The organism is Mesorhizobium sp. C416B (genome assembly GCF_030323165.1).
Taxonomy (GTDB): Bacteria; Pseudomonadota; Alphaproteobacteria; order Rhizobiales; family Rhizobiaceae; genus Mesorhizobium.
In genome coordinates this window covers 6,054,882-6,080,569 of record NZ_CP100471.1, presented here as the reverse complement: position 1 = coordinate 6,080,569, position 25,688 = coordinate 6,054,882, and the positions used below count along the sequence as shown (strand labels likewise).

General features: G+C 63.6%; 24 protein-coding genes. 6 read left to right on the top strand and 18 right to left on the bottom strand.

Annotated elements, in window-relative coordinates; all coding sequences use genetic code 11:
* Nucleotides 1-61: 61 nt before the first annotated feature.
* On the top strand, nucleotides 62-637 hold the full coding sequence (locus NLY43_RS29460; protein WP_023682120.1) for a TMEM175 family protein: 576 nt from the start codon (nucleotides 62-64) through the stop codon (nucleotides 635-637).
* A gap of 12 nt (nucleotides 638-649) precedes the next feature.
* Here NLY43_RS29460 and NLY43_RS29455 read toward each other — a convergent pair whose 3' ends face one another.
* Entirely contained in the window at nucleotides 650-931 is a 282-nt protein-coding gene (locus NLY43_RS29455) for a hypothetical protein (RefSeq protein ID WP_023668298.1), read from the bottom strand.
* 131 nt (nucleotides 932-1,062) lie between these two features.
* On the opposite strand from NLY43_RS29455, the gene NLY43_RS29450 reads away from it, so the two are divergent.
* Nucleotides 1,063-1,929, top strand: coding sequence for an SDR family NAD(P)-dependent oxidoreductase (locus tag NLY43_RS29450; protein ID WP_023682121.1), 867 nt, complete (start codon nucleotides 1,063-1,065; stop codon nucleotides 1,927-1,929).
* A gap of 26 nt (nucleotides 1,930-1,955) precedes the next feature.
* Here NLY43_RS29450 and NLY43_RS29445 read toward each other — a convergent pair whose 3' ends face one another.
* From NLY43_RS29445 to NLY43_RS29435, 3 genes are all read right to left on the bottom strand, one after another.
* Nucleotides 1,956-2,387, bottom strand: a complete 432-nt coding sequence (locus NLY43_RS29445) for a low affinity iron permease family protein (protein WP_023750938.1) — start codon at nucleotides 2,385-2,387, stop codon at nucleotides 1,956-1,958.
* Between the two features lie 382 nt (nucleotides 2,388-2,769).
* Nucleotides 2,770-3,411 (bottom strand): DapH/DapD/GlmU-related protein, encoded by a 642-nt coding sequence (locus NLY43_RS29440; RefSeq protein ID WP_023712447.1) that lies wholly within the window; start codon nucleotides 3,409-3,411, stop codon nucleotides 2,770-2,772.
* Nucleotides 3,412-3,502: 91 nt separating this feature from the next.
* Complete coding sequence (locus NLY43_RS29435) at nucleotides 3,503-4,021, bottom strand: CreA family protein (RefSeq protein WP_023712446.1); 519 nt, start codon at nucleotides 4,019-4,021, stop codon at nucleotides 3,503-3,505.
* A gap of 182 nt (nucleotides 4,022-4,203) precedes the next feature.
* On the opposite strand from NLY43_RS29435, the gene NLY43_RS29430 reads away from it, so the two are divergent.
* From NLY43_RS29430 to NLY43_RS29420, 3 genes are all read left to right on the top strand, one after another.
* The gene (locus NLY43_RS29430; protein ID WP_023712445.1) at nucleotides 4,204-4,779 is read left to right on the top strand and encodes an SCO family protein; all 576 of its coding nucleotides are present in this window, start codon (nucleotides 4,204-4,206) and stop codon (nucleotides 4,777-4,779) included.
* Nucleotides 4,780-4,861: 82 nt separating this feature from the next.
* Nucleotides 4,862-5,734: a 50S ribosomal protein L11 methyltransferase gene (locus NLY43_RS29425; protein WP_023682125.1), complete on the top strand. Its 873-nt coding sequence runs from the start codon at nucleotides 4,862-4,864 to the stop codon at nucleotides 5,732-5,734.
* Between the two features lie 105 nt (nucleotides 5,735-5,839).
* Nucleotides 5,840-7,684: an aminopeptidase P family protein gene (locus NLY43_RS29420; RefSeq protein ID WP_023712444.1), complete on the top strand. Its 1,845-nt coding sequence runs from the start codon at nucleotides 5,840-5,842 to the stop codon at nucleotides 7,682-7,684.
* A gap of 155 nt (nucleotides 7,685-7,839) precedes the next feature.
* Here the strand turns inward: NLY43_RS29420 and NLY43_RS29415 are convergent, their stop codons facing one another.
* Both NLY43_RS29415 and NLY43_RS29410 read right to left on the bottom strand, forming a co-directional pair.
* The gene (locus tag NLY43_RS29415) at nucleotides 7,840-8,136 is read right to left on the bottom strand and encodes an AzlD family protein (RefSeq protein WP_023712443.1); all 297 of its coding nucleotides are present in this window, start codon (nucleotides 8,134-8,136) and stop codon (nucleotides 7,840-7,842) included.
* Complete coding sequence (locus tag NLY43_RS29410; RefSeq protein ID WP_023712442.1) at nucleotides 8,133-8,861, bottom strand: AzlC family ABC transporter permease; 729 nt, start codon at nucleotides 8,859-8,861, stop codon at nucleotides 8,133-8,135. Before NLY43_RS29410 ends, NLY43_RS29415 begins: the two co-directional genes overlap by 4 nt.
* 113 nt (nucleotides 8,862-8,974) lie before the next feature.
* On the opposite strand from NLY43_RS29410, the gene NLY43_RS29405 reads away from it, so the two are divergent.
* The gene (locus tag NLY43_RS29405; protein WP_023712441.1) at nucleotides 8,975-9,733 is read left to right on the top strand and encodes an SDR family NAD(P)-dependent oxidoreductase; all 759 of its coding nucleotides are present in this window, start codon (nucleotides 8,975-8,977) and stop codon (nucleotides 9,731-9,733) included.
* Nucleotides 9,734-9,755: 22 nt separating this feature from the next.
* Here NLY43_RS29405 and NLY43_RS29400 read toward each other — a convergent pair whose 3' ends face one another.
* The 12 genes from NLY43_RS29400 to murG all read right to left on the bottom strand — a co-directional run bounded on the left by NLY43_RS29400 (nucleotide 9,756) and on the right by murG (nucleotide 25,687).
* On the bottom strand, nucleotides 9,756-10,448 hold the full coding sequence (locus NLY43_RS29400) for a DUF2461 domain-containing protein (protein ID WP_023712440.1): 693 nt from the start codon (nucleotides 10,446-10,448) through the stop codon (nucleotides 9,756-9,758).
* Nucleotides 10,448-12,652 carry an NAD-dependent DNA ligase LigA gene (gene ligA, locus NLY43_RS29395; protein ID WP_286459183.1) on the bottom strand — a complete coding sequence of 735 codons (2,205 nt, stop codon included), beginning with the start codon at nucleotides 12,650-12,652 and terminating at the stop codon, nucleotides 10,448-10,450. The genes NLY43_RS29400 and ligA overlap by 1 nt, the downstream gene beginning before the upstream one ends.
* 111 nt (nucleotides 12,653-12,763) lie before the next feature.
* Entirely contained in the window at nucleotides 12,764-14,437 is a 1,674-nt protein-coding gene (gene recN / locus NLY43_RS29390; RefSeq protein WP_023712438.1) for a DNA repair protein RecN, read from the bottom strand.
* A 218-nt stretch (nucleotides 14,438-14,655) separates the two neighbouring features.
* Nucleotides 14,656-15,525 (bottom strand): outer membrane protein assembly factor BamD, encoded by an 870-nt coding sequence (locus tag NLY43_RS29385; protein WP_023668284.1) that lies wholly within the window; start codon nucleotides 15,523-15,525, stop codon nucleotides 14,656-14,658.
* A gap of 262 nt (nucleotides 15,526-15,787) precedes the next feature.
* Nucleotides 15,788-16,735, bottom strand: a complete 948-nt coding sequence (gene lpxC / locus NLY43_RS29380; protein WP_023668283.1) for a UDP-3-O-acyl-N-acetylglucosamine deacetylase — start codon at nucleotides 16,733-16,735, stop codon at nucleotides 15,788-15,790.
* A 271-nt stretch (nucleotides 16,736-17,006) separates the two neighbouring features.
* Nucleotides 17,007-18,665: a cell division protein FtsZ gene (gene ftsZ / locus NLY43_RS29375; RefSeq protein ID WP_023712437.1), complete on the bottom strand. Its 1,659-nt coding sequence runs from the start codon at nucleotides 18,663-18,665 to the stop codon at nucleotides 17,007-17,009.
* A 66-nt stretch (nucleotides 18,666-18,731) separates the two neighbouring features.
* Nucleotides 18,732-20,039, bottom strand: a complete 1,308-nt coding sequence (ftsA, locus tag NLY43_RS29370; protein WP_023682133.1) for a cell division protein FtsA — start codon at nucleotides 20,037-20,039, stop codon at nucleotides 18,732-18,734.
* Nucleotides 20,036-20,977: a cell division protein FtsQ/DivIB gene (locus NLY43_RS29365; protein WP_023712436.1), complete on the bottom strand. Its 942-nt coding sequence runs from the start codon at nucleotides 20,975-20,977 to the stop codon at nucleotides 20,036-20,038. The genes ftsA and NLY43_RS29365 overlap by 4 nt, the downstream gene beginning before the upstream one ends.
* The gene (locus tag NLY43_RS29360) at nucleotides 20,965-21,891 is read right to left on the bottom strand and encodes a D-alanine--D-alanine ligase (protein WP_023668279.1); all 927 of its coding nucleotides are present in this window, start codon (nucleotides 21,889-21,891) and stop codon (nucleotides 20,965-20,967) included. Before NLY43_RS29360 ends, NLY43_RS29365 begins: the two co-directional genes overlap by 13 nt.
* Before the next feature lie 303 nt (nucleotides 21,892-22,194).
* The gene (murB, locus tag NLY43_RS29355) at nucleotides 22,195-23,160 is read right to left on the bottom strand and encodes a UDP-N-acetylmuramate dehydrogenase (RefSeq protein WP_027050618.1); all 966 of its coding nucleotides are present in this window, start codon (nucleotides 23,158-23,160) and stop codon (nucleotides 22,195-22,197) included.
* On the bottom strand, nucleotides 23,157-24,563 hold the full coding sequence (gene murC / locus NLY43_RS29350; protein WP_023668277.1) for a UDP-N-acetylmuramate--L-alanine ligase: 1,407 nt from the start codon (nucleotides 24,561-24,563) through the stop codon (nucleotides 23,157-23,159). The genes murB and murC overlap by 4 nt, the downstream gene beginning before the upstream one ends.
* Nucleotides 24,563-25,687, bottom strand: a complete 1,125-nt coding sequence (gene murG, locus NLY43_RS29345; protein ID WP_023705550.1) for an undecaprenyldiphospho-muramoylpentapeptide beta-N-acetylglucosaminyltransferase — start codon at nucleotides 25,685-25,687, stop codon at nucleotides 24,563-24,565. The genes murC and murG overlap by 1 nt, the downstream gene beginning before the upstream one ends.
* Between the last annotated feature and the right edge of the window lies 1 nt (nucleotide 25,688).

Here is a 25,688-nt window from a genome sequence, read left to right as displayed (position 1 = left end):
TTGTCAGGATGGTCTTGCCCGAAATCCTCGCTTAACGTCTTTCCATCGAGAAGGAGAATCCATGGGAAAAGGCAGAGTCGAGGCATTCACCGATGGGGTGGTCGCCATCATCATCACCATCATGGTGCTGGAGCTGAAAGTGCCCCATGGGGAGGATTTTTCAGCGCTTCTGCCGCTGTGGCCGATCTTTTTCAGCTATGTCTTGTCGTTCATCAATGTCGGTATCTACTGGAACAATCTGCACAACATGTTCCACACCGTCCAAAGGGTCGACGGCCGCGTGCTGTGGGCCAACCTCAACCTTCTGTTCTGGTTGTCGCTGATGCCGGCGACGACGGCCTTCATGGGCGAGAACCATTTCGCGCCGGTCCCCGTCGCCGTCTATGGCATCGACCTGGTGCTGTGCGCGGTCGCCTACACCTTTCTCGCCACCAAGCTGCACCATTTGCACGGCAACGACACCGCCTTCGCCAAGGCGCTGGGCAATGACCGCAAGGGCAAGATCTCGGTGGCCCTCTACGCCGCCGCCGTCCCGCTTGCCTTCGTCAACCAATGGATCGGCGTTGCGATCTTCGTGCTGGTGGCCGCCGTCTGGTTCGTTCCGGACACGCGTTTTTCGCGGGTGCTGGAAAAGTAGCGTAGGACGCCTCTACTTGCGCATCGCCTTCAGCTTTTCGGCAACCGACGCGGCTAGGTCGGCATAGCGCTCCTCCAGCCGCTCGGCCGCCTTGATGATCGAAAAATCATGGCCGAATTTTTCCAGCGCCATGCGCAATTTCTCGACGAACTCGGCCTGTTTTTCGAGTGCCGAAAACAAGGTCTTCACCTGCGCTTCGCTTATGTCCGGATTGGCAAGCATCTGTGGCACCTCGCGGCCCATCTGGTCGCCGGTGGCGGTCTGCTCCTTCAGGATCGCAACCCAGTCGGTCAATCGGCAGTCTCCTGTTCAGCCGCAGCATGCACAGCCGCCGTTGATGCGGTCAACCCGAACACGCGGGACGGCCTTGCACGATGCGCGTCCCGCGCTAAGTTCGGCGCCACCCGAACCCTAGGAAAAAGATCATGACCTCCGACGCCGAAATCCAATCCGCTTTGCCCGCCCTCAGCCGAGGCAACGTCGCCGTCATCACCGGGGGCGCCAGCGGCATCGGGCTTGCCGCCGCCAAAAGGCTGGCGGCTATGGGCATGAGACTGGTGCTGGCCGACATTGGCGGCGCGCGCCTCGATGCGGCCCGCCAGGCAGTCGCCGCGATCGCCGGCGAGAATGCCGTGCTTGCGGTCGCCACAGACGTCTCGAAGGCCGACGAACTCGGCCGGCTGGCGGAAAAGACGCATGCCGCTTTCGGCGCCGTATCGCTGCTGATGAACAATGCCGGCGTCGGCAACAATCCGGGAAAACCGTGGGAGAACGGCGACGCCTGGAAGCGGCTGATCGACATCAATTTCTGGGGCGTCGTACATGGCGTCGAGGCCTTTGCGCCGGCCATGCTGGCCTCCGGAGAGCCGGGCCTGATCATCAACACCGGCTCCAAGCAAGGCATCACCACGCCACCCGGCAATCTCGCCTACAACGTATCCAAATCGGCATTGAAGACGTTCACCGAAGGGCTGGCGCACGCATTGCGCAACGAGCCGGGCGCGAAGGTCGCGGCGCATCTTCTCATTCCCGGCTTCACCTTCACCGGCCTCACCGAAGGAGCGGTCGAAAAACCCGCTGGCGCCTGGACCGGCGAGCAGGTGGTCGACTTCATGCTGGCTTCGCTGGCGCGCGGGGACTTCTACATCCTCTGCCCCGACAATGAGGTGATGCGGCCGACCGATGAAAAGCGCATGGCCTGGGCGATCGGCGACATCATCGAGAACCGGCCTGCTCTCTCGCGCTGGCACCCCGACCATAAGGACGCTTTCGCGGCCTTTATGGGAAACTGATCGTCGAACTCAGCCAAAGCCGAGACTCAGGCGGGCGCGCGTTTTTTCGCGGTGCGCTTTTGCGCGACGGCCTTCTTGCCCGCCAGTTCGGCGAGCTCGTGGTCATGGCGTTTTGCCGCCCGCTCGCATTTGTCTCTGATCTCCTCGACCTCGGATTCGGTCAGGTGCTCGATGCCGATGAAATGATTGTGGCCCTCGCTGACGCGGATCAGTTCGTCGAGCTTGGCCTGAACCGCGGCGCCGTCGCGGTTCTGGGTGTTCTGAATCAGGAACACCATCAAAAAGGTGATGATCGTCGTTCCCGTGTTGATGACGAGCTGCCACGTATCGGAGAAGCCGAAGAATGGCCCGCTTACCGCCCAGACGATAACGATGGCGCAACAGGCGATGAAAGTCGGCGGCAGGCCCGCCAAGTGCGAAACGGTGTTGGCGATTCTGGTAAACAGCTTTTCGATCATTCACATCCTCAACCGTTCAAAGCGCGACGAGCTGACCAAGGCCGCATTCATCGCTCCAACAATAAACAACCGGCAGCCGCTTCCGGTTCCCTGTCGCAGAGGGCATCGCTGGTGCAATTGTATGCACGCCAAAGGCGCAGCGCCGTGAAAAGCCGCCTTATCGGTTTGTTGCCATTAGTCACCATGCAGGCCAAAACCTGTTCGTTCCGCTTCACGGCGGATTTGTCTCCAAGCCCCTTCCGCTGGGCCACCCCCGCATGGCGGAAGGGGTTCGTTGCGTTGCCGCAGACCGGCGGAACTCTTCCCGACACGTGCCGTTCAGAATTTTGGCGCCAGGATTTCGGCCAGCCAGTCGATGAAACCGCGCACGCGCGGCGAGCTCTCAGGAATGCTCTTGCTCCCAGCGATGGAGGAAATCCTCAATCGGCAAGGCCTGCATGTCGGGAACCGCTTTGGCGAGTTTCTCCGGCGGCCAGTCCCACCAGGCGAGGCTTTCGATCCGCGCCGCGATCTCGGAGGGAAAGCGCATGCGCAACGGCTTCGCCGGTACGCCGGCGAGGATTGTGTAGGCCGGTACATTCCGCGTCACCACCGCATTGGCGCCGACGATGGCGCCATTGCCGATGCTGATGCCGGGCATGATGACGGCGCCATGGCCGATCCAGACATCGTTGCCGATGCCGACCGCCTTGGCCTGCCGCCGCGCGCGGAACGCCGCGTCGACGCCCAGCCAGCGGAAATACTCGTTCGGCCGGTAGCTGAGCTTGTGCTGCGTGATCCGCTCGATCGGATGCTCTAGCGCATTGATGCGGCTGTTGGCGGCGATCGAGCAGAATTTTCCGATCGTCGTGTAGATCGCCTCGGCGTGGCGCTCGAAATAGGAGAAATCGCCGACATGGACCTCGCGCAGCACCACCCGTTCGCCGATCGAGGCATAGCGGCCAAGCTTGCACGCTTTCAGCTCCGCGGTCGGATGGATGCGCGGCTCCGGATCTTTCAGGACGAGGTTTTCAGTACGGTCCATGCGGCGGATTTACCCCCGCGCAATTGCAGAAGCAATTGTCGCGTCGCGATCGGACCCGCAGGCGGGTGGATCGTGCGTCGGCTCCGACCGGCTATTTCGGCTTGCCGCCGGTCCACACCACGTTCTGGCCGAACAGCGGCACGGTCGTCACCGACATTTTCGCCGAGCCGTCCTGCACCTGGCGCGAATGCGAGAGATAGATCAGCGTCTCGTTCTTCTTGTCGTAGATGCGGTTCACCACCTGCTTCTTCCAGATCAGGCTGATGCCTTGCTTGAACACCTCTTCGCCGCCCTCGCTCATGTCGATGTCGCCGATGGTGATCGGCCCGGTCTGGCGGCAGGAGATCGAGGAATCAGACGGATCCTCGAACCAGTTGCCCTTGTGCAGCCGGTCGATGACGCTGCGGTCGAAATAGGAAACATGGCAGGTCACGCCGTCGATCTTGGGGTCCTTGATCGCCTCGACGATGATGTCGTTGCCGACCCAATCGACGCCGACCTTGCCGACCTCCTCTCCCGCGGCGGCACCGGCGCCAAGGGCAATGCATGCGGGCAGCGCGCCGCCGATCAGTTTCTGCCCAATCCGTCTCTGCCCAGTCCGTCTTTGCAAGGGAGCCTCCTCAGGTTCGGTTTGCCGGTCTCAGGTGGGATAAGGGCCAGCTGTTTGCAAGGTAGCGTCCAGCCCGGTTGCGGCAACGCGGCATCTTTGCCTTGCCCCCTGCGACCGGCTAAGACTGCCGGCAGAGAGGCGCCGATCCGGCGCTCGATGATTTCTGCTACGGACAATTACTGATGATGCGTTCAATTCTGGTCGGCATTCTCGTTCTGATGGCGGCGGGCATCGGCTGGCTCACCTTTGACTTCTATCGCGGCCACTATGGTGGCGAACCGTATGGCGCGCCATTCACGCTGGTCGACCAGAAAGGCGCGCCAATCACCGAAGCCGCCTTCCGGGGAAAACCCAGCATCGTCTTCTTCGGCTTCACCCATTGCCCGGAAGTCTGCCCGACCACTTTGTTCGAAATGGCCGGCTGGCTGAAGACGCTGGGCAACGACGGCAAGAACCTCAACGCCTACTTCGTTACAGTCGATCCAGAGCGCGACACGCCGCCGGTGATGAACACTTACGTCAGCAATTTCTCCGACCGCATCGTCGGCATATCGGGCGATCCCGACAAGGTGCACGCCATGGCGAAGTCCTTCAACATCTATTGGAAGAAGGTCGACACCGGCGACGGCGATTACACGATGGACCACACCGCCTCCGCGCTGCTGCTCAACGCCAAGGGCGAGTTTTCGGGCACCATAGCCTATGGCGAAAGCGCCGATACCGCGATCGCCAAGCTGAAGCGGCTGGCGGCAGGCTAGGCATGATCCCGAAACGTGGATTCCGGTTTTCTCGGACAGAAAAGTGTTGTCCAGAGATCATGCTCAAACAAGAGACCAGCTGATGGGTCAGACCAGGCTCCACTTCATCGCTGGGAAGATCGAGGCCGACCGCATCTTTGCCGCGCTCGAACCGGCTTTCGAGGATGAAGGCCTGCCGATCGCCGTGCTCGAAGTCGATGAAGACCGCGACATCTATGAGGTTTCGCTCTACACCGACGGCAATGTCGACGCGGTTGAGGCGCGGCTAAGGGACAGCCTTGCCGGACTGTCCCTGTCGAAGCCGATCGAGCGCGAGGTTCTGCCCGACATCGACTGGGTGGCGCGCTCGCTGGAGGGACTGAAGCCGGTGCGCGCTGGACGTTTCTTCGTCCATGGCGCGCATGACCGCCGGAAGCGCCACAGCGGCGAACTCGCCATCGAGATCGAGGCCGGCCTTGCCTTCGGCACCGGCCATCACGGCACCACTGCCGGCTGCCTCGAAATGCTGGAACGGGTCGTGCGCCGCGAACGTCCCAGGAATGCCCTCGACCTGGGCACCGGCAGCGCGGTGCTGGCGATCGCCGTCGCCAAACTGGCGCATATTCCGGTGCTGGCGACCGACATCGATCCGATCGCCGTCAGGGTCGCCGCCGCCAATGCCCGCCTCAACCACGTCAAGGCGCTGGTCGAAACGGTGACGGCGCCCGGCTTCCACCACCCGATCTTCGGCAAGCGCGCGCCTTTCGACCTCATCGTCGCCAACATATTGGCGCGGCCGCTGATGCGGCTGGCGCCTGAGATGGCCAGGCACATCAGCCTCGGCGGCTCGATCGTGTTGTCCGGCATCCTCGAGCGGCAGTGCAATGCGGTGATCTCGGCCTATGTCGGCCAGAATTTCCGGCATGTCAGGACCTTGCATCGCGAAGGCTGGGTAACGATCCACCTGAAGCACTGAGACGCAACGCGCTTTGGACCATCCGAGGCTGTTTGCGATTGGCGAAAATCGATTCCGGTTTTCCGGGTCATGCGCTACGGTCGCGCCCGATACAGGAGGCATACGATGTTCCAGACCTTCGATTCCGCAGGCGACCCGAGCGTCGGCAAGCCGCGCGTGACGTTGCTGCGGCGATGGCTGGCGGATAATGGCCTCGACGGTTTCCTGGTGCCGCGCGCCGACGAGCACCAGGGCGAGTATGTCGCCGACCGCTCGGCGCGGCTGAAATGGCTGACCGGCTTCAGCGGTTCGGCCGGCGTCGCGCTCGTGCTGCGCGACCGCGCCTTCATGTTCGTCGATGGCCGCTATACCTTGCAAGTGCGCCACGAAGTCGATCTCGACATTTTTGCAATCGAGAGTCTCGTCGACAACCCGCCGGCCTCCTGGATCAAGGACAATCTCGGCAAGGGCGCCAGGCTTGGCTTCGACCCCTGGCTGCACACGATCGCTGAGGTCAAGGCGCTGAAGGCTTCGGCCGAGCAATCCGGCGCGACGCTGGTGCCGCTGGACAATAACCCGATCGACATCATCTGGAAGGATCAGCCCGAGCCGCCGGTGGCGCCGGTCGAGATCCACCCGATCGGCTTTGCCGGGGAACTCGCCAAGGACAAGCTGGCGCGGCTGGCGGCGGCAATCGGCAAGGACGGCGCGACGCACGCCGTGCTCACCGACCCCTCCTCGATCGCCTGGGCCTTCAACATCCGTGGCGGTGACGTGCCGCACACGCCGCTGGCGCTCGGCTTTGCGATCCTCGCCGCCGACGGCAAGCATCAGCTGTTCATGGACAGCCGCAAGTTTTCGCGCACGGTCGCCGCCTATCTCACCCAACTCGCCGATCTGCACGAGCCCGGCGAATTCGAGGCGGCGGTCGCAGCCCTTGCCAAGGGCGGCGCCAAGATCGGGCTCGATCCGGTGCTGGCGGCGGAAAAGCTCAAAATGCTGGTCGAGGACAATGGCGGCGCATTTGTTTCAGCGGCCGATCCCGCCCGCATTCCGCGCGCCACCAAGAACCAGGCGGAAATCGCCGGCAGCCGCGCCGCGCACCGCCGGGACGGCGCGGCGGTGGCGAAACTGCTGTGCTGGCTGGAACGGCAGGAGCCGGGCACGCTCGACGAAATAACCGTTGTCACCAAGCTGGAGGAAACGCGCCGGCAGACCGGCGAGGAAACGCAGATGCCGCTGCGCGATGTCTCCTTCGACACCATTTCCGGCGCCGGGCCGAACGGCGCCATCATGCACTACCGCGTCTCGCGCGCCACCAATCGCAAGCTGGCAAAGGGCGAGCTGTTCCTGCTCGATTCCGGTGCCCAGTATCAGGATGGCACCACCGACATCACCCGCACCGTGCCGATCGGCCAGCCGACCGAGGAGATGCGCGAGCGCTTCACGCTGGTGTTGAAGGGCATGATCGGCATTTCGACGCTGCGCTTTCCCGCCGGCACGCGCGGCTCGGAAATCGACGCGGTGGCGCGCATGGCGCTGTGGAAGCATGGCTGCGACTTTGCCCATGGCACCGGCCATGGTGTCGGCTCGTATCTGGCCGTGCATGAAGGGCCGCAGCGCATCGCCCGCACCGGCACCGAAAAGCTGCTGGCCGGCATGATGCTCTCCAACGAGCCCGGCTATTACAAGGAAGGCTCCTACGGCATCCGCATCGAGAACCTGATCCTGGTGACACCGGCTGAACAGGTGGAGGGCGGCGACATCGCCATGCACGGTTTCGAGACGCTGACACTGGCGCCGATCGATATCAGGCTGATCCGCACCGACCTGCTGACGCGCGAGGAGTTGCAGTGGCTGGATACTTACCATGCCTGGGTGCTGGCCGAGATCGGCCCGATGCTCGACGGCGAGACGCTGGCCTGGCTGGAGAAGGCAACAGCGCCGCTGCCGCACGACGCCAAGATCTGAAATGAGCTTCTTTCTCCCCGTCACTATACGGGGAGGTGAGGAGCGGTCCGCGAAGCGGACGAAAAGCCAATTGCTTGGCTTTTCGAGTGACGAACGCCCGGCAGGGCAATGAGGGGCGGCGCCGACCGTTCGAAACTGATCTGCCGGCAGGCGCCCTATGCCACAAACTGCCGCGCGAGGATCAGCACCACCGCCCCGGCCAGAAACATCGCCATCAGGCCGGCGCGCAGCGAGACCACAGCGGCGACGACCAGTGCCGCCCATTCCGCCGGTCCGGCGCTGAGTGCGGCGGGCGCCACCAGCGTCGTCAGCACCGCCGCCGGCACGGCGTTCAAGCCGGCCTCGACGCGTGGATGGATGTGGTCGAAGCGCGAGATCACCAGATGGCCGCCGACGCGGGTGAGATAGGTGGCGATCGCGCCGGCAATGATGATCCACAAAGTCGCGCTCATCGTTTTGCCTCCACACCGCTATGGTGCGGCGGCAGGATGACGGCCAGAAGCACGCCTGCAACGGCGCCGATGGAGACGTGCCATGGCGATCCCACAGTCTTGTAGGCAATGATCGACGCCGCGGCGCTGGCGATCACCACCGGCAGCCACAGTGGCCGGTTGCGAAAGCCCATGACCAGCCCGAGGAAATAGATCGGCAGCAGGAAATCGATGCCCAGCGCATGCGTGTCGGGGATCAGCTTGCCGAACACCGCGCCCAGCGCGCTTTCGATCCCCCAGAACACATACACCGGCAGGCCAAGGCCCATATACCAGGCAAAGCCAACGGTCTCGCCGGCTTCGGCCCTGCGCTCCGCCACCGCGAACTGCGGATCGGTGAGCACGAAATAGCCCAGCGCTTGGCTGATAACCGGCCAGTGCGCGATTCGCCGGCCGATGCTGGCGGAGTAAAGCACGTGGCGGAAATTCACCGCGAAGATCGACAGCACGATCAGCCATGGCGCGACATGCTGGCCGAACAATTCGATGCCGACCATCTGGCTCGCGCCGCCGAAGATCAGCGCGCTCATCAAGAAAGCTTCGAGAACGGAAAAGCCGTTGTCGACGGCGATGGCGCCGAACAGCAGCCCAAATGGTGCCGCAGCGACAACGACCGGCATCGACAGCCGCACGCCGTCCCAGAAGTCGCTGGCCACAGAATTTTCGCTTAAGGTCTCTGCCGACATGTCACATTCCCATCTCGCGCTGCTATGTAGGAGCCGGCGTTTGAAAAGTCAGACGAATTCGCTTGAGCCAACAAATCAGCGAAACTGATGTTGTAAAAAAATGAGGGGTTCGGATGATCGCTTATGATTTCACCGGCAGGCACGCGGTCGTCACCGGCGCCGGTGGCGGTATGGGCGACGCGATCTCGCTGGCGCTGCTCGAGGCCGGCGCCTCGGTCACCGCCATCGACGTCAAGCCGCGTCCGGCGTCGCTTGCCGTCTATGACGACCGGCTCACCTTTGCCCAGGGCGACCTCACCGACGCCGCCTTCGTCGAGCAGACCATCAATGCCGCGGGCCGCGAGCGCGGCGGCATCGATTATCTCGCCAATGTCGCAGGCGTGCTCTGGTTCGGTCGCGACAAATCGGCCCTCGAGATGGACCTCGATGTCTGGGACCAGGTCTTCAACATCAATCTGAAATCCTTCGTCCACACCGCGCGGGCGGTGGTTCCCCATATGCGGGCCGGCGGACGCGGCGGCGCCATGGTGCACTTCTCCACCATCCAGTGGTATCGCGGCGATCCGACCCCGCAGGATGCCTACCAGGCATCGAAGGCCGGCGTCTGTGCGCTGTCGAAGTCGCTCGCCATGCAGTTGGCGGGCGATGGCATCCGCTCCAATTCGATCTGCCCGGGCATGGCGTTGACGCCGCTGCAGGCGCGCTGGGACACCGAGGAGAAACGCGCGGCCGTTGCCAATTATGCGCCGCTCGGCCGCATCGGCACGCCGCAGGACATGGCCAATGCCGCGCTATTCCTGCTTTCCGATGCGGCAAGCTACATCACCGGCATCGAACTGGCAGTCGACGGTGGTCTTTTGATGCGGATGTAGCCGTGCAGTGCGCCGGGCTGATTTAGCTCCGCGGTGCCGTGCCCTGGATCGCCCTGCCCCAGTCGAGCAGCGGCTTGGCGCGCAAGGCGAAATCGACAAGCTCGTCGACCAGCGTCGGCGCGTGAATTCCAGCCGGATCGATCATGTGCTGGACATAGAAGTGCCGGTTGCGGATGGCGTCGACAAGATCGGGTTCGTTGACCTGCTCGAAGCCACGCGGCGTGCGCTTCATGCGGCCCTCGGTTTCAAGTTCGAAGCCGTTTTTCTTCAGCGTTGAGAGCAGTTTTCGGAACTCGGCCGGCCGGGCGACGATCGCCTTGCGCATCGCCAGCAGCAGGGACGGCTCCGGATTCCACCAGGCGACATCGGCAAAGCAGCGGTCGATCCCGACATAGACGAAGAACACGCCCTGCTCCATCTTGGTGCCATCCGGCGACAGCATGGCCGACAAATGCTGGTTGTAGGGCCGCTTGTCCTTGGCGAAGCGCACGTCGCGGTTGATGCGAAACAGTGACTTCTTGCGGTCTCCGCGCAAGCCCAGACCCGCCGCCGCGAAGCGCTCGGTCAGCGTCTCGACCAGATCGCAGAACGGCTCATGCAACTCGCTGTCGTAAAGCGCGCGGTTTTCCTGGAACCATTCGCGGCTCTGGTGGAAGTCGAGCGCCTTGAGGAACGGTATGGCCTTTTGCCCGAACCCTTTGAACGAACCGGCCATCACGCCTTGCCGACCCGTTGCAGCCAGGTGTCCTCGTCGATGAATTCGACGCCGAGTTCGCTGGCCTGCTTCAGTTTGGAGCCGGCGCCCGGCCCGGCCACCAGCAGATCGGTCTTCGTCGACACCGAACCCGCCACCTTGGCGCCGAGCCGTTCGGCCATCGCCTTGGCTTCGGAGCGTGTCATCTTTTCTAGCGTGCCGGTGAAGACGATGGTCTTGCCGGCAACCTCGCTGTCGGTCGACACGGTGACGACATACGGCTTCGGCTTGACCTGTTCGAGCAGTCTGTCGAGCACGTCGTCATTGCGTTCATTGCCGAAGAAATCGCGCAACGCATCGATCACTGTATCGCCAATGCCGTTGATGGAGGGGAAGACGCTGTGCGGATCCTCAGCCGCCGCCGTTTCCTTGCCGACGCGGATCAGCTCCTCGACGGTCGAAAACGTCCGCGCAAGCACGGCCGCCGTCGTTTCGCCGATATGGCGGATGCCGAGTGCGAAGATGAAGCGGTCGAGCTCCGGCTGGCGGCGCGAATCGATGGCCGCGAACAGCTTGTCGAGACCTTCATAATTGCGGTCCTCGACACCGCGCACATTCTTGCGCGCCTTGCCCGATGCCGCCTCGCGCAGCCGCGCCTGCTCCTCGCGCCGCTCGGCCAGCGCCCTGGTGACGGCCGGGCGGCGATCCCTGAGGGTGAAGATATCGGCGGCGGTCTTGACCAGTCCCGAATTGAAGAACAGGTCGATATTCTCGGCGCCCAGCCCCTCGATGTCGAGCGCGCCGCGCGACGCGAAATGACGCAGCCGCTCCACAGCCTGCGCGGCGCAGATCAGCTCGCCGGTGCAGCGCCGGCGCGAATCCTCCTTGCCGGTCTTCTCGTTGATTTCGCGCGTCGCCGGCGAGCCGCAGACCGGACAAATGTGCGGGAATTCATAAGGCACCGCATCAGCCGGCCGCTTATCGACGACCACGCTGACGATCTGCGGAATGACATCGCCCGCCCGTTGTATGACAACCGTGTCACCGATGCGGACATCGATGCCGTCGCGAATCGGCAGGCCGTTGCTGTCGAAGCCCTTGATGTAGTCCTCATTGTGCAGCGTGACGTTTTCGACCACCACGCCGCCGACCGTGACGGGCGCCAGCCGCGCCACCGGCGCCAGCGTACCGGTACGACCGACCTGGATGTCGATCTTCTGCACCGTCGTCATCGCCTGTTCGGCCGGGAATTTGTGCGCAACGGCCCAGCGCGGCTCGCCGGTGACAAAGCCCCAGCGACGCTGCAATTCCAGCTGGTCGACCTTGTAGACGACACCGTCGATGTCGTAGCCGAGCGACGAACGCAGCTCCTCGATCTTGTGGTAGTGCGCGATCAGCTCCTCGACCGACTTCGCCCGCACCATCAACGGGCTGACCTTGAACCCCCATTCGGCGAATTTCTGCACCGAATCATATTGGGTCGGCGCCGGATCCGCTGTCGTGTAGCCCCAGGCATAGGCAAAAAACTTAAGATTGCGGCTGGCGGTGACGGACGCATCCTTCTGTCGCAAGGAGCCCGCTGCCGTGTTGCGCGGATTGACATAGTCCTGGCCCCCCACCGCCGCCGAGCGGGCCTTCAGTGCCTCGAATTCCGCATAGGTCATGTAGACTTCGCCGCGGATCTCGATGGTCTCGGGCCAGCCCGATCCTTTCAGTTTGGCGGGGATGTCGGCGATGGTCCTGAGATTGGCGGTGATGTCTTCGCCGACAGCGCCGTCGCCGCGCGTAGCACCCTGCACGAACACACCGCGTTCATAGCGCAGCGACGCCGACAGGCCGTCGATCTTCGGCTCGGCCGTAAACGCGATGTCGAGGTCCTTGTCGCGGTCGAAGAAGCGCCGGCCACGCTCGATGAAATCGGTGACGTCCTCGTCTGTGTAGGCCTTGGCGAGGCTGAGCATCGGCACCGCATGGCGCACCTTGGCAAAGCCTTCCGCCGGCGCGGCGCCGACCCGCAGCGAGGGCGAATCCTCGCGCACCAGACCGGGAAAGCGCTCCTCGATGGCAAGATTGCGCCGCCGCAGCGCGTCATATTCTGCGTCCGTAATCGTCGGCGCGTCCTCGGCATGATAGCGCCGGTCATGACCGGCGATCTCCTCGGCCAGCCGCTGGAGCTCATCCGCGGCTTCGCTTTCGCTCAACGATTCGACTGGTTTTTCAGACATGCAGCGGTCCCTGGACAGTGGCGAGGCACCATAAATCAGGATTTCGGAAAAAGCATTCCTGAACAGCGGGATGGAGCCATATCCTGACTCAGTCCGAAAGCCTTGCGACGACTACGCTGCAGCAATATTCTCGCGTAGCAGCCGTTCGGCGGCTGCGCGCGCCTCTTCGGTGATGGTGGCGCCGGCCAGCATGCGCGCAATCTCTTCCTGGCGCGCCGCCCGGTCCATTTCGGCGATGCCGGTGGCGACCCTGTCCGAGCCGCCGGATTTGGATATCAGGAAATGCGTCGCAGCACGTGCCGCCACTTGCGGAGCATGCGTGACCGACAGCACCTGCACGCGCTTCGACAGCCTGGCCAGCCTTTGGCCGATCGCATCGGCCACGGCGCCGCCGACGCCGGTGTCGATCTCGTCGAAGACCAATGTCGGCGCCGAGCCACGGTCGGCCAGCGCCACCTTGAGCGCCAGCAGGAAGCGCGACAGCTCGCCGCCGGAGGCGACCTTCATCATCGGCCCAGGCCTGGTGCCGGGATTGGTGCGCACCCAGAACTCGACCTGGTCGATGCCTTCTTCCATGCGGTTCTCGCCATCGCTGGCCAGTTCGACGATGAACTCAGCCCGTTCCAGCTTCAGCGCCGGCAATTCGGCCATCACAGCCTTGGTCAGGCCGACCGCGGCCGCATGGCGAAGGGCGGAGAGCTGGGCTGCGGAAATATCGTAGGCTTCGCGCGCCGCTGAGGCCTGCTTTTCCAAGAGATGCAGGCGCCCCTCGCCGGCATCAAGATCGGCGAGATCGGCGGACATGGTGTCGCGCAGTTGCGCCAGATCGTCGACGGCCACACTGTGCTTACGTGAGGCCGCACGCAGCGAAAACAGCCGCTCCTCCGCCTTCTCCAGCCGCTGCGGGTCGTATTCGGTAGCGCGCAGTGCCGCCTCGACGCCCGATTGCGCTGCATCCAGCGACAGCATCGCCTCGTCCAGCGACTTCACCACATCCTCGAGCAGTCCCGGCGCTTCGCTGGCCTTGCGCTGCAGGCGCCTCAACAGGCTGGCCAGTTGCGGCAGCGGCGAGGACGGGCCTGACAGCACATCCTGTGCGTCGTGTATTTCCGAGGCGATCTTTTCCGCCCGCATCATCGTTGCACGCAACTCCGCCAGTTGCGTCTCTTCGCCGGGCTGCGGATCGAGCTTTGCCAGTTCCGCCACCGAGGCCCTGAGATAATCGGCCTCGCGCGCCGCAGCCTCGACCTTGGCGCGGTGCTTGGCAAACTCCTGCTCGGCGCCGCGCCAGTAGCGCCACGCCTCGCCGGTCGCGCGGGCGGCGCCGAGATGGCCGCCAAAACTGTCCAGCAATTCGCGATGCGCGCCTGGATCGACCAGGGCGCGCTCGTCATGCTGGCCGTGGATCTCGACCAGCGCGTGGCCGATGTCGCGCATCAGCGTGACGCTGGACGGCTGGTCGTTGACGAAGACACGGGTACGGCCATCCGCCGTCTGCAGCCGGCGCAGGATGATGTCGCCGTCATCCTCGATGGCGTTCTCGGCCAGCAGCGCGCGCACCGGGTGGTTGCGCGGCACATCGAAGACGGCAATGACCTGGCCCTGGGCAGCACCGTGCCGCACCAGCGAGGCGTCGCCGCGGGCGCCAAGCGCCAGCGACAGCGCGTCGAGAAGGATGGATTTGCCGGCGCCGGTTTCACCGGTCAGCACGGAAAGGCCGGGCTGGAAGTCGATATCCAGCTTCTCGATCAGGACGATATCGCGGATCGACAGTCTGGAAAGCATCAGAACCCGGACCTCAAGCAATTCCAGGAAAAGTGCGTAGCGGTTTTCCGTCCGGAATTGCATAGAACAAAAAGTTAGGACGGTTCAGCGCCTCAATCAAACCACTGAACCGCTGTGAAGCGGCATGCGACCGATGGAGTCGCAGCGCCGCACTATCTTTTTGTTTGAGCGTCGGATCAATCCGAAAAGCGCGTTCCGCCTCAGTCGATGCTCGGGCGTCAGGCGCCGGTGATCAGCTTGCCGGCCTTGGATATCCACGAACCGGCATTCTCGCGCGGCTCAAGCCCGTTGCTCTGCAACAGCTTGTAGGTATCCTTGTACCATTGGCTGTCGGGATAATTGGTGCCGAGCACCGCAGCGGCGGTTTGCGCTTCCGAGGTCAAGCCCATCGCGTAGTAGCTTTCGGCCAGACGCGCCAGCGCCTCTTCGACATGGCGGGTGTTGGAATAGTTCTCGACCACGTTGCGGAAGCGCTTGACGGCAGCAATGTATTCGCGCCGCTCGAGATAATAGCGGCCGATCTGCATCTCTTTGCCGGCCAGCTGGTCGTTGGCGAAACGGATCTTTTCCTTGGCGTCGTCGACATATTCCGACGTCGGCCAGCGCGTCACCAGATCCTGCATCGTCTGCACGGTCTGGCGTGCTTCCTTCTGATCCTGGGTGACGTCCTTGATCTGCTTGTAGTAGCTCAGCCCGATAATATACTGGGCGTAAGCCGCGTCGTCGGTCGACGGATAGAGCGTGAGATAGCGCTTGGCCGAGCCGATCGCTTCGTCATAACGGCCGGCGCGATAGTCGGCGAAGGCGCCCATCACCATCGATTTGCGGGCGAATTCCGAATAGGGGTGCTGGCGGTCGACGGCGTCGAACTTCTTGCTCGCCTCATCCAGGCGGCCGGCATTGAGATTGGCAAGGCCTTGATTGTAAAGGACGTCGGCCGGTTCGGTCTGGTCGACATAGGTCGACAGGTCGACGTCTTTCTCGGACGACATGCAGGCCGAGAGGAACAGCGATGGCACAACCACCGAAAGCGCCAGGAAAACAGCCCGATACGGCGCTTTCGATTGACCAACTCGCTTGAAGAACATGATTGGATTGCGCCCTTTCGGCGTTAGTTCAATGCCTTTCGCATGGCGTTCCCTCAAAACTGATCCCCACTTTTGAGCGACATGCGCCTAACAGACGGCAGCAGCCATAAACCATAACTGCCTTGCCCAGCAACGCTATGTCTAGCCAATCGCACATTTTTGTGGCGGCTTGGTGTTGCCCGGAAAGCTATGCACTTTCACGGCCGGTGATGCATCCGTGCAACACCGGCCAGCGTTCAGAAAGCCAGAAATACGTTAAGAATCAGATCACCCAAGGTGCAAAGACAGGGCCGGTGACGGCGCTCATCTCGGCGGTGCGGCCGCGCTCGCGGCGCGTGGTCTCGACGACCTCGAAGGCCGAACGGTCGGACAGAAGCCGCCGCAAAGCAGCCGCATTCATCCGGTGACCGCCGCGATAGGAGCGGAAACAACCGATGAAACGGGCGCCGGCCAGCGCCAGATCGCCCATCGCGTCCATCGTCTTGTGGCGAGCGAACTCGTTGGGGTAGCGCAGGCCGCCCATGTTGATCACCCGGTTGTCGTCGCCGATCACCAGCGAGTTCTCCAGCGAGGAGCCCAGCGCATAGCCGGCCGCCCACAGCCGCTCGACATCCTTCATGAAGCCGAAGGTGCGGGCGCGCGCGATATCCTGGCGAAAGATGTCGGGGTTGATGTCGGAGGCGAATAGCTGGCGGCCGATCGCCGGGCTTTCGAAATCGATCTCGACCTCGAAGCGCGTGCCGCTATAGGGCCTGAACTCGGCCCAGGACGCGCCATTCTCGATGCGGACGGGCTTGACCACCCTGATGTAGCGGCGCTTGACCGCCAGCGTCTCGATGCCGGCTTGGTCGATGGCTTCCACGAACGCCACCGCACTGCCATCGAGGATCGGAACCTCATGACCGTCGATCTCGATGACGATGTTGTCGATGCCGAGCCCGAAAAGCGTCGCCATCAGATGTTCGACGGTGGCGATATGCTCGCCTGCCGGATCGCCGAGCATGGTGCAGAGATCGGTCGCGCCGACTTCAGCAACCAGCGCGCGGAACTCGCGGCTCTCGCTTCCGTTCGAAAGGTGGAAGAGCACGCCGGTGTCGGCGTCCGCAGGGAGGAAATTGACGGTGACCGGTTTGCCGCTGTGAACGCCGGTACCGGTCAGCGTTGCACGCGATTTCAGTGTCGTCTGATAGTCTTGCAAGACAAACCCCATAGCCCAAACGCCTAAGTCCGCTTTAACCCAAAAGGCGCGGCTCTTTTTTATCGGCAGGCAGGGCCACTTCCCCGAATCCCAGCACACCGAAAGTGCTGCGGCAAAGATAATGGTCTGTCAGGGAGACTCCAAATCACGGTTTCTTACTCTGTGTAACCGCGACAGACCTTGAGCGTCACATCGTAACGCCTTGTTATTAAACCCCTTTAAACGTTAACAGGCAGACAACCTCTCGTCTGCCTGTTAACAAGTGTTACATACCGTTAACGGCTCAGTTGGCCTGGCGGCGCAGGAAAGCCGGTATCTCCAGCTGGTCGTCTTCCTGGGTCGACCTGGTCTGCGGCGTCAACCGGCCCTGATCGTCGAGCTGGCCGCGGCGCGGCGCGTAAAGCTGCGGATCCTGGCTGGCAAGGCGGCGCATTTCCGGCGCCGCCTGGCGCAGTTTCGGTTCGCGCGGCTGTGCCGGCTGCAACCGGGCCGGCTCTTCTTCGCGGCGCGTCAGTCCGTTGGTCAGCCGCTTGAGCAGCCCCATCGGCCCGCTGTTTTCATGGTCGGCCGGACGGCCCTTGGCTTCCACCTCGGCCCGCACCACCGGCGGAAAATCCTCCACCCGCGGCATGCGCTGCGGTGCGGCAGCCACCGGCTGCGGCATTTCCCGCATCGGCGCCGGTTGCATCACCTGCTGCACGACAGGCTGCGGCTGGGCAGGCGGGGCCTGGAAGATCTTGCTCTGCGGGCGGAAATCTTCCGCCTGGGCCATCGGCGTCGGACGAGCCATTGCCGCCGCATTGGCCTCGGCAAGTTGGATCGCCTCGGCCACCGGATCGGCCGCGCGCTGCTCATAGGTCTGCTGCTGGACCGGTGCCGGACGGCCTTCCGCCCCCGGAGCCGCTGGGCGGCTGACCGGCTTCTGCTGCGGCGGCACGGCCCGGATCGAGATCGGCGCCGCGGCAATTTCAGCTGCCGATTTGTCGATGCCGGTGGCGACCACCGAGACGCGGATGACGCCTTCGAGTTCCTCGTCGAAGGTGGCGCCGAGGATGATGTTGGCGTCCTGATCGACTTCCTCGCGGATGCGGGTCGCGGCCTCGTCGACTTCGAACAGGGTTAGGTCGCGGCCGCCGGTGATCGAGATCAGCAGGCCCTTGGCGCCCCTCATCGAGGTCTCGTCGAGCAACGGATTGGCGATCGCCGCCTCGGCGGCGGCCATCGCGCGGCCCTCGCCCGAAGCTTCGCCGGTGCCCATCATCGCCTTGCCCATTTCGCGCATCACCGAACGCACGTCGGCGAAGTCGAGATTGATCAGACCTTCCTTGACCATCAGGTCGGTGATGCAGGCAACACCGGAGTAGAGCACCTGGTCGGCCATGGCGAAGGCGTCGGCAAAGGTGGTCTTGTCATTGGCCAGCCGGAACAGGTTCTGGTTGGGGATGACGATCAGGGTATCGACACATTTCTGCAGCTCCTCGATGCCGAGATCCGCCGTCTTCATGCGGCGCTGGCCTTCGAAATGGAACGGCTTGGTGACGACGCCGACGGTGAGGATACCCCGTTCGCGCGCCGCGCGGGCAACCACGGGAGCCGCACCGGTTCCGGTGCCGCCACCCATACCGGCGGTGACGAAGCACATATGGGTGTTGGAGAGATGATCGATGATCTCATCGATGCACTCTTCCGCCGCCGCACGGCCCACTTCAGGCTGCGAGCCGGCGCCGAGCCCCTCGGTGACATGCGCGCCGAGCTGGATCAGCCGCTCGGCCTTCGACATGGTCAGCGCCTGTGCATCGGTGTTGGCCACGACGAACTCGACACCGCGCAAGCCCGCGGTGATCATGTTGTTGACGGCATTGCCGCCGCCGCCGCCGACACCGAATACGGTGATCCGCGGCTTGAGCTCGGTGATGTCCGGCTTTTGCAGATTGATCGTCATTGTCTCCGTCCTTTGCCTTTCCCGCCGCTTCGCCGCCGCGGCCGCCTATGGGGCTGTCCCCGTCAATTAGAAACTGTCTCTCAACCACTGACTCATGCGATGCAGTTTTCCGCCCGTCCCGGTCATCCTGAGACCGGAAATTCCTTTCGCCGGATGGCTCTCGAAGCTCGCCATCTGCGGATAGATCAGCAGCCCGACCGCCGTCGAGAAAGCCGGCCCCTTGGCAGCTTCCGGCAGGCCCGCCACGCCGAGCGGGCGTCCGATGCGCACATTGCGTCCCAGAATGCGGCGCGCCGCCTCGGGGAGACCCGCAAGCTGGCTGGCGCCGCCGGTCAGCACGACGCGTTTTCCCACGGCATTGCCGTAGCCCGACTTGTTCAGCCGGTCGCGCAACAGTTCCAGCGTCTCGTCGATGCGGGCGCGGATGACGCGCGTCATCACCGAGCGCGGGATCTGCAGCGGCATCTCGCCGTCTTCGCCGATCGGCTGGATCGAGACCAGGTCGCGATCGTCGGCACTGCCAGGCAGCGCCGAACCATGCATCACCTTCAGCCGCTCCGCGGCGTCGAGCGAGGTCGACAGGCCCTTGGCCATATCGAGCGTCACATGATTGCCGCCGATGGCAATGGCATCGGCGTGGACGAATTTGCCTTCCGAAAACACCGAGATGGTCGTCGTGCCGCCGCCCATGTCGATGCAGGCCGCACCCATTTCCAGTTCGTCGTCGACCAGGGCCGCAAGCCCGCTGGCATAGGGCGTCGCCACCATGCGCTCGACCGAAAGATGCGAGCGGTTGATGCAGAGCTCCAGATTGCGCAGCGGCGCGGCATCGCCCGTCAGTACATGCATATCGACGCCGAGTTGGTCGCCGACCATGCCGCGCGGATCGCGCACGCCGCGCTCGGAGTCCAGCGAAAAGCCGACGGGCAGCGAATGGATCACGTCGCGTTCGGCCTTGAGCGCCTGCTTGGCGCCGGCGGCAAGCACGCGCTTGATGTCGGCTTCGTCGGCCTGATGGCCACCGAGATTGATCGTGGCCGAATAGGTTTCGCTCTTCAGCCGGCCCGCCGTCATGTTGACGATCAGCGAATCCACCGTCAGTCCCGCCATGCGTTCGGCGGCGTCGACGGACAGGCGAATGGCGTGCTCCGCACGGTCGAGATCGACGACCACGCCCGACTTCACGCCTTGCGATTTCTGGTGGCCGATGCCGATTACCTGGATGCGGTGCGAGCGGCCGCGCAACAGCTTGCCGTCCTCGCGCGGCTTCAGTTTCGCCACCACGCAGCAAACCTTGCTCGAGCCGACATCCAGCACGGTGAGCGTGCCGGAACGCCGCGAAGAGGCATCGCTGTTGCCGCCAAGCCAGCTCATATCTTCGTCCCCGACTTGCGCTTCAGATTTTGCGGCTTTTCATTGAGCGCGGCCTGGCGCTGCGTCGCCGCTTCCGGCGTCAGCTGCACCACCAGGCGATCGGAGATGCGCATGTCGACGGCGGCGATGTCCCGCGTCAGAAGCCCGTTGTCGTGGTCCATCCGAACCAGATCGGCGATCGCCTGATCCTCGCCATCCTCGGGCAGCTTGATCGTGATGCCGTTTTCCAGCTTCAGGTCCCAACGCCGTTCGCCGATGCGGATATAGCCTTTGACCCGAGCCGCGAGCTCGGGAAATTTCTTGATCTTGGCCACGAAGTCGGGCGCCTTGGCCGGTGCGCCGGTGCCGATGATCAGCGGCAGCAGCGCCTGCTTGCCGCCGGAGAACGGCGCGATCACCGCGCCGGAGCGTTCGATGACCGAAAGCTCCGCGCCCTGCTGCCAGAGCGCATAGGGCTCGCGCTCCTCGACACGCACTTCCAGCGTATGTGGATAGACCTTGCGCACCGCCGCCACTTCGACCCAGGGCAAGGTATCAATACGTTCACGCGCGGCCTCGGCATCGAAGCCGATCAGTGACGTCCAGCCGTCGAGCTCGAGCCGGTCCAGTATGTCGATCTCCGAAGTCTGGCGGTTGCCGACCACCTTGATCTGGTCGACGGCAAAGCCGGTCCGGGCGGTGATGCTCTGGACGATGTCGTCGGCATGACCGCCGAGAATGGCGCCATAGAGGCTGCTTGATGCAATGAGCGAAGCCGACAGGATGGCCGCGGAAAAGCGCGGCGCGACGAAGTCGCCGCCGCCCAGGCGCGCCAGCACGCGCACCGGCCGGCGCAGCACGCGCGGCAGCACGAAATGGTCGAACGACAACGGCATGCCGAACAGCGCCGGCCCGGCGCCGCCCCTGCCCTTGTCCTGTCCCCATTTCAACGCAGACACGAAGCGTCCTCCACCATCCAACTCAACAATTCGCCAAACGAGTGCCCGGCCTGGGCGGCGATTTCAGGCACCAAAGACGTCGGCGTCATGCCCGGCTGAGTGTTGATCTCGAGCCAGACAATCTCGCCGTTTTCGGAGTGACGGTCGTCATAGCGGAAGTCCGATCGGGAAACGCCCCGGCAGCCGATAGCCAGATGTGCCTTGAGCGCCAGTGTCTGTATTTTTTGGTAAATATTTGATGAAATTTTAGCAGGGATTTCGTGTTTTGATCCGCCGGCGACGTATTTTGAATCATAGTCGTAGAAGGAATGGCCGGTCGGAATGATCTCGCAGACGCCGAGCGCCACGTCGCCCATGACGGCGCAGGTCAGCTCGCGCCCATGGATGTAGCGCTCGACCATGACGGTCTCGCCATATTTCCATTCGGACGAGCCGATGACCTGCGGCGGATGCGACTGCCCTTCATGCACGATGACGACGCCGAAGCTTGAGCCTTCATTGACCGGCTTGACCACGTAGGGCGGCTTCATCGGATGCTTGTTCTGGATGGCAAAGCGGCTGGCAACCTTCGATTCCGCCACCGCGATGCCGGCAGCCTTGGCGACCTTCTTGGCTTGCTCCTTGTTCATGGCGAGCGCCGAGGCGAGCACGCCCGAATGGGTGTAGGGAATGGCCAGATATTCGAGGATGCCCTGGATGGTGCCGTCTTCACCGAACGGGCCGTGCAGTGCGTTGAAGACGACATCGGGCTTGAGTTCGGTGAGCACGGCGCCGACATCGCGCGCAACATCGACGCGGGTAACCTGGTAGCCTTCATTCTCAAGCGCATCCGCACACGCCTTTCCCGAAGACAGAGACACGGGCCGCTCGGACGAGAATCCGCCCAGGAGGACAGCCACATGCTTGTTCTTCATATCCCGTCATCCCTCTCACGGCGGGCCCGCAACCACGCATTCAGCGACCAGATTGAGTCCGAGTCTCCCGGCAGGTTGCCCCCCCAGACGGAAAACGCGGTCGACGCGTCGAACGACTCAAATCAGGAAACGCTTTAAGGCAGAGAATCAGAGAGTTGATTCGCTGGCAAGTGCTTATGATTCCGACAGATTCACTTTCCGCGAAAACGGCCGGAAAAAGCGTGTTGTGAGTCTTTGGACCAACGGTGGCGCTGTTGTTTCAGACCGTTTGAAGTTCAAGCATCACATGAACTTCAGCTTGCGCTAAAGAAGCTGTCCGAGGAATTCCTGCACGGCATGGCCGGGGCGGAAATTGCCGAGCCGCTTGATTTCCCACTGCAGGCGGATGCCTGAATTTTCAAGCACGCGGGCGCGCACCGTCTCGCCGAGATATTCGAGGTCGTATCCGGTCGCTGTTCCGGTGTTGATCATGAAGTTGCAGTGCATCGGCGACATCTGCGCGCCGCCGATCATCAGCCCGCGGCAGCCGGCCTTGTCGATTTCCTTCCAGGCCGAGGTGCCTTCCGGATTCTTGAAGGTCGAGCCGCCGGTCTTCTCGCGGATCGGCTGCACCGTCTCGCGATGCGTCTGGACGGCGTCCATGGCCGCCTTGATCGCCTCCTGGTCTTCCAGAACACCTTCGAAAACGGCGGAGGTGAAGATCAGCCCGGCAGGTGCGGCCGAGTGACGATAGGCATAGCCCATGTCTTCATTGCTGAGGGTGTGGAGATTGCCCTTGCGGTCGAGCGCCCGAACCTCGACGACACGTTCCCGCGTCTCGACGCCATTGGCGCCGGCATTCATCCTCAGCGCCCCGCCGATGGCGCCGGGAATGCCGTGATAGAAATGAAAGCCGCCAATACCGGCCTCATAAGCGACGGCCGCGACGCGCTTGTCGGGCGTCGCAGCACCGGCCTTGATGACGGTCGGCGAAACCACCTCGGCTTCGCCAAAGCCCTTGGCCGAAAGCCGGATGACGAAACCCGGAATGCCGCCGTCGCGCACCAGGAGGTTGGAGCCGACACCGACGATGGTGAGCGGGATGTCCTCCGGCACGGCGCGCAGGAAGGCAGCCAGATCCTCCTCGTCGGCCGGCTGGAACAGGGCGTCCGCCAGACCGCCGGCGCGGAACCAGGTGATCTTGTCCATCTCGGCATTGGGCGTGATGCGGCCGCGCAGGCCGGCAAGCCGGTCGCCAAGTTTGTCGAGCAGGTCCTGGCCGCGCATCATGAGACGGTACCGCCGAGTTCCCCAGGCAGCGCATAGGCCCATTGGGTGATGTTGCCGGCGCCCAGGAAGATGACGAAGTCGCCCGGTTTCGCCAACGCGCGGATGACGGGCGAAATCGCGGCAGGGGTTTCGACGTAGCGCGCATCGCGATGGCCCCCGGAGCGGATGCGCGACACCAGCGCCTCCGAGGTCACGCCGTCGATCGGCTCCTCGCCCGCCGCATAGACCGGCGCCACCATCACCGTGTCGGCATCGTTGAAACAGACCGAAAACTCGTCGAACAGATCGTGCAGCCGGGTGAAGCGGTGCGGCTGCGCAATGGCGATGACGCGGCCCTTGGTGGCGCTGCGCGCCGCTTTCAACACCGCCGTGATCTCGACCGGGTGGTGGCCGTAATCGTCGAAGATGTCGACGCCGTTCCACGAGCCGGTGTGGGTGAAGCGCCGCTTGACGCCGGCAAAGGACGACAGCCCTTTCTTGATCGCTTCGGCCGATAGGCCGAGTTCATGCGCGACCGCAATTGCGGCGGTGGCGTTGGAGACGTTGTGGCGGCCGGGCATCGGCAGCCGCAGATCCGATATCGTCGTCTGGCCGCCGGTCTTGCGGTCGCGGATCACCACGTCGAATGCCGAGACGGCACCGGCCATCCGGTGGTTGGTGAAACGCACATCGGCCTGCGCGTTCTCGCCATAGGTGATGACGCGGCGGTCCTCGATGCGGCTGACCAGCGCCTGTACTTCCGGATGGTCGGTGCACATCACGCCAAAACCGTAGAACGGCACGTTCTCGACGAATTGCCGGAACGCCTCGCGCACCTTGTCGAAACTGCCATAATGGTCCAGATGCTCGGGATCGATGTTTGTGACGACGGCGATCTCGGCCGGCAGCTTGAGGAAGGTGCCGTCGCTTTCGTCGGCTTCGACCACCATCCACTCGCCATCGCCCATACGGGCATTGGTGCCATAGGCATTGATGATGCCGCCATTGATCACCGTCGGGTCGAGCCCGCCGGCATCGAGCAGCGTCGCCACCATCGACGTGGTTGTGGTCTTGCCATGCGTGCCACCGATCGCGACCGCCTGGCGGAAGCGCATCAGTTCGGCCAGCATCTCGGCCCGGCGCACGATCGGCAGCAGTTTTTCGCGCGCGGCCTTCAGCTCGGGATTGGATTTCTTGATCGCGGTGGAGACGACCACCACTTCGGCCGCGCCGATATTCTCGGCCTTGTGGCCGACAAAGCATTCGATGCCCTTGTCGCGCAGCCGCTGGACATTGGCGCTGTCGGCCTGGTCCGAACCCTGCACCTTGTAGCCGAGATTGTGCAGAACCTCGGCGATGCCGCTCATGCCGATGCCGCCAATGCCGATGAAATGCACAAGGCCGATGGTCTGCGGCATCTTCATCAATGCGTCCCTTTCCTGAAATCCGAAACGGTTTTTCTGGACGCAATAGCCTCTGTGAGATCAGCGAGCAACCGTGCCGCGTTCGGCCGGCCAGCCGACTTCGCTCCGGCAGCCATGGCCGTCAGCCGCTCGGGAGTGTCCATCAGCCCGCCAATGAGAGCCGCGATGCGCTCCGGCGACAGTGACGATTGCGGATGCACCTCGCCGCCGCCCGCCGCGGCAAGGGCGGCTGCGTTCGCCGCCTGATCGTGATCCAGCGCATAGGGATAAGGCACCAGCAGCGCCGGCCGGCCGATGACGGCGATCTCCGAAACCGTCGAGGCGCCGGAGCGCGAGATCACCAGATGCGCCGCGCCCATGCGCTGTGCCATGTCGGTGAAGAAGGGCGAGACCTCGACATGGACGCCGAGTGCCGCATAGCCGGCCTTCACCCGCGCCACGTCGTCGGCGCGGGCCTGCTGGGTGATCACCAGCCGCTTGCGCTGCGCCTCCGGCAGAAGTGCGATCGCCGTCGGCATGGCGTCGGAAAAGAACTGCGCGCCCTGGCTGCCGCCGAACACCAGGAGCCTGAACGGATCCGCCCCTTTGGATGCGGTGTAGGGCGTCTTGGCCGCCTCCAGGATTGGCGGCCTGACCGGATTGCCTGTCGTCACCGTCTTGGCGCCTGTGGCACTTTCATCTTGCGGCAGGAAGCCGCCGGCAATCGCATCCACACGCCCGGACAGCGCCCGGTTGGCGCGGCCCATCACTGCGTTCTGCTCATGGATCAGCGTCGGCAGCTTGCGCCGCGTCGCGGCATAGAGCGGTGGCAAGGTCGGATAACCGCCAAAGCCGACGACCGCATCAGGCTTGATCCTGGCGATGACGGCAGAGGCCTGGCGCACGCCGCGCCAGATCTTCCAGAACGCTCCGAGCAGAGCGGCGGGGTTTTTCGAGCCCATCGTCGCCGACTGGATCGGATGGATGGCGGCGGCCGGGAAATGGCCGGCAAAGCGCTCGGCGCGGTCGTCCGTCGCCAGATGCACGCCCCAGCCGCGCTCGATCAGCTCATGCGCCAGCGCCTCGGCCGGAAACAGATGTCCGCCGGTTCCGCCAGCCGCGAGAAGGATGACACCCCGCGCCATA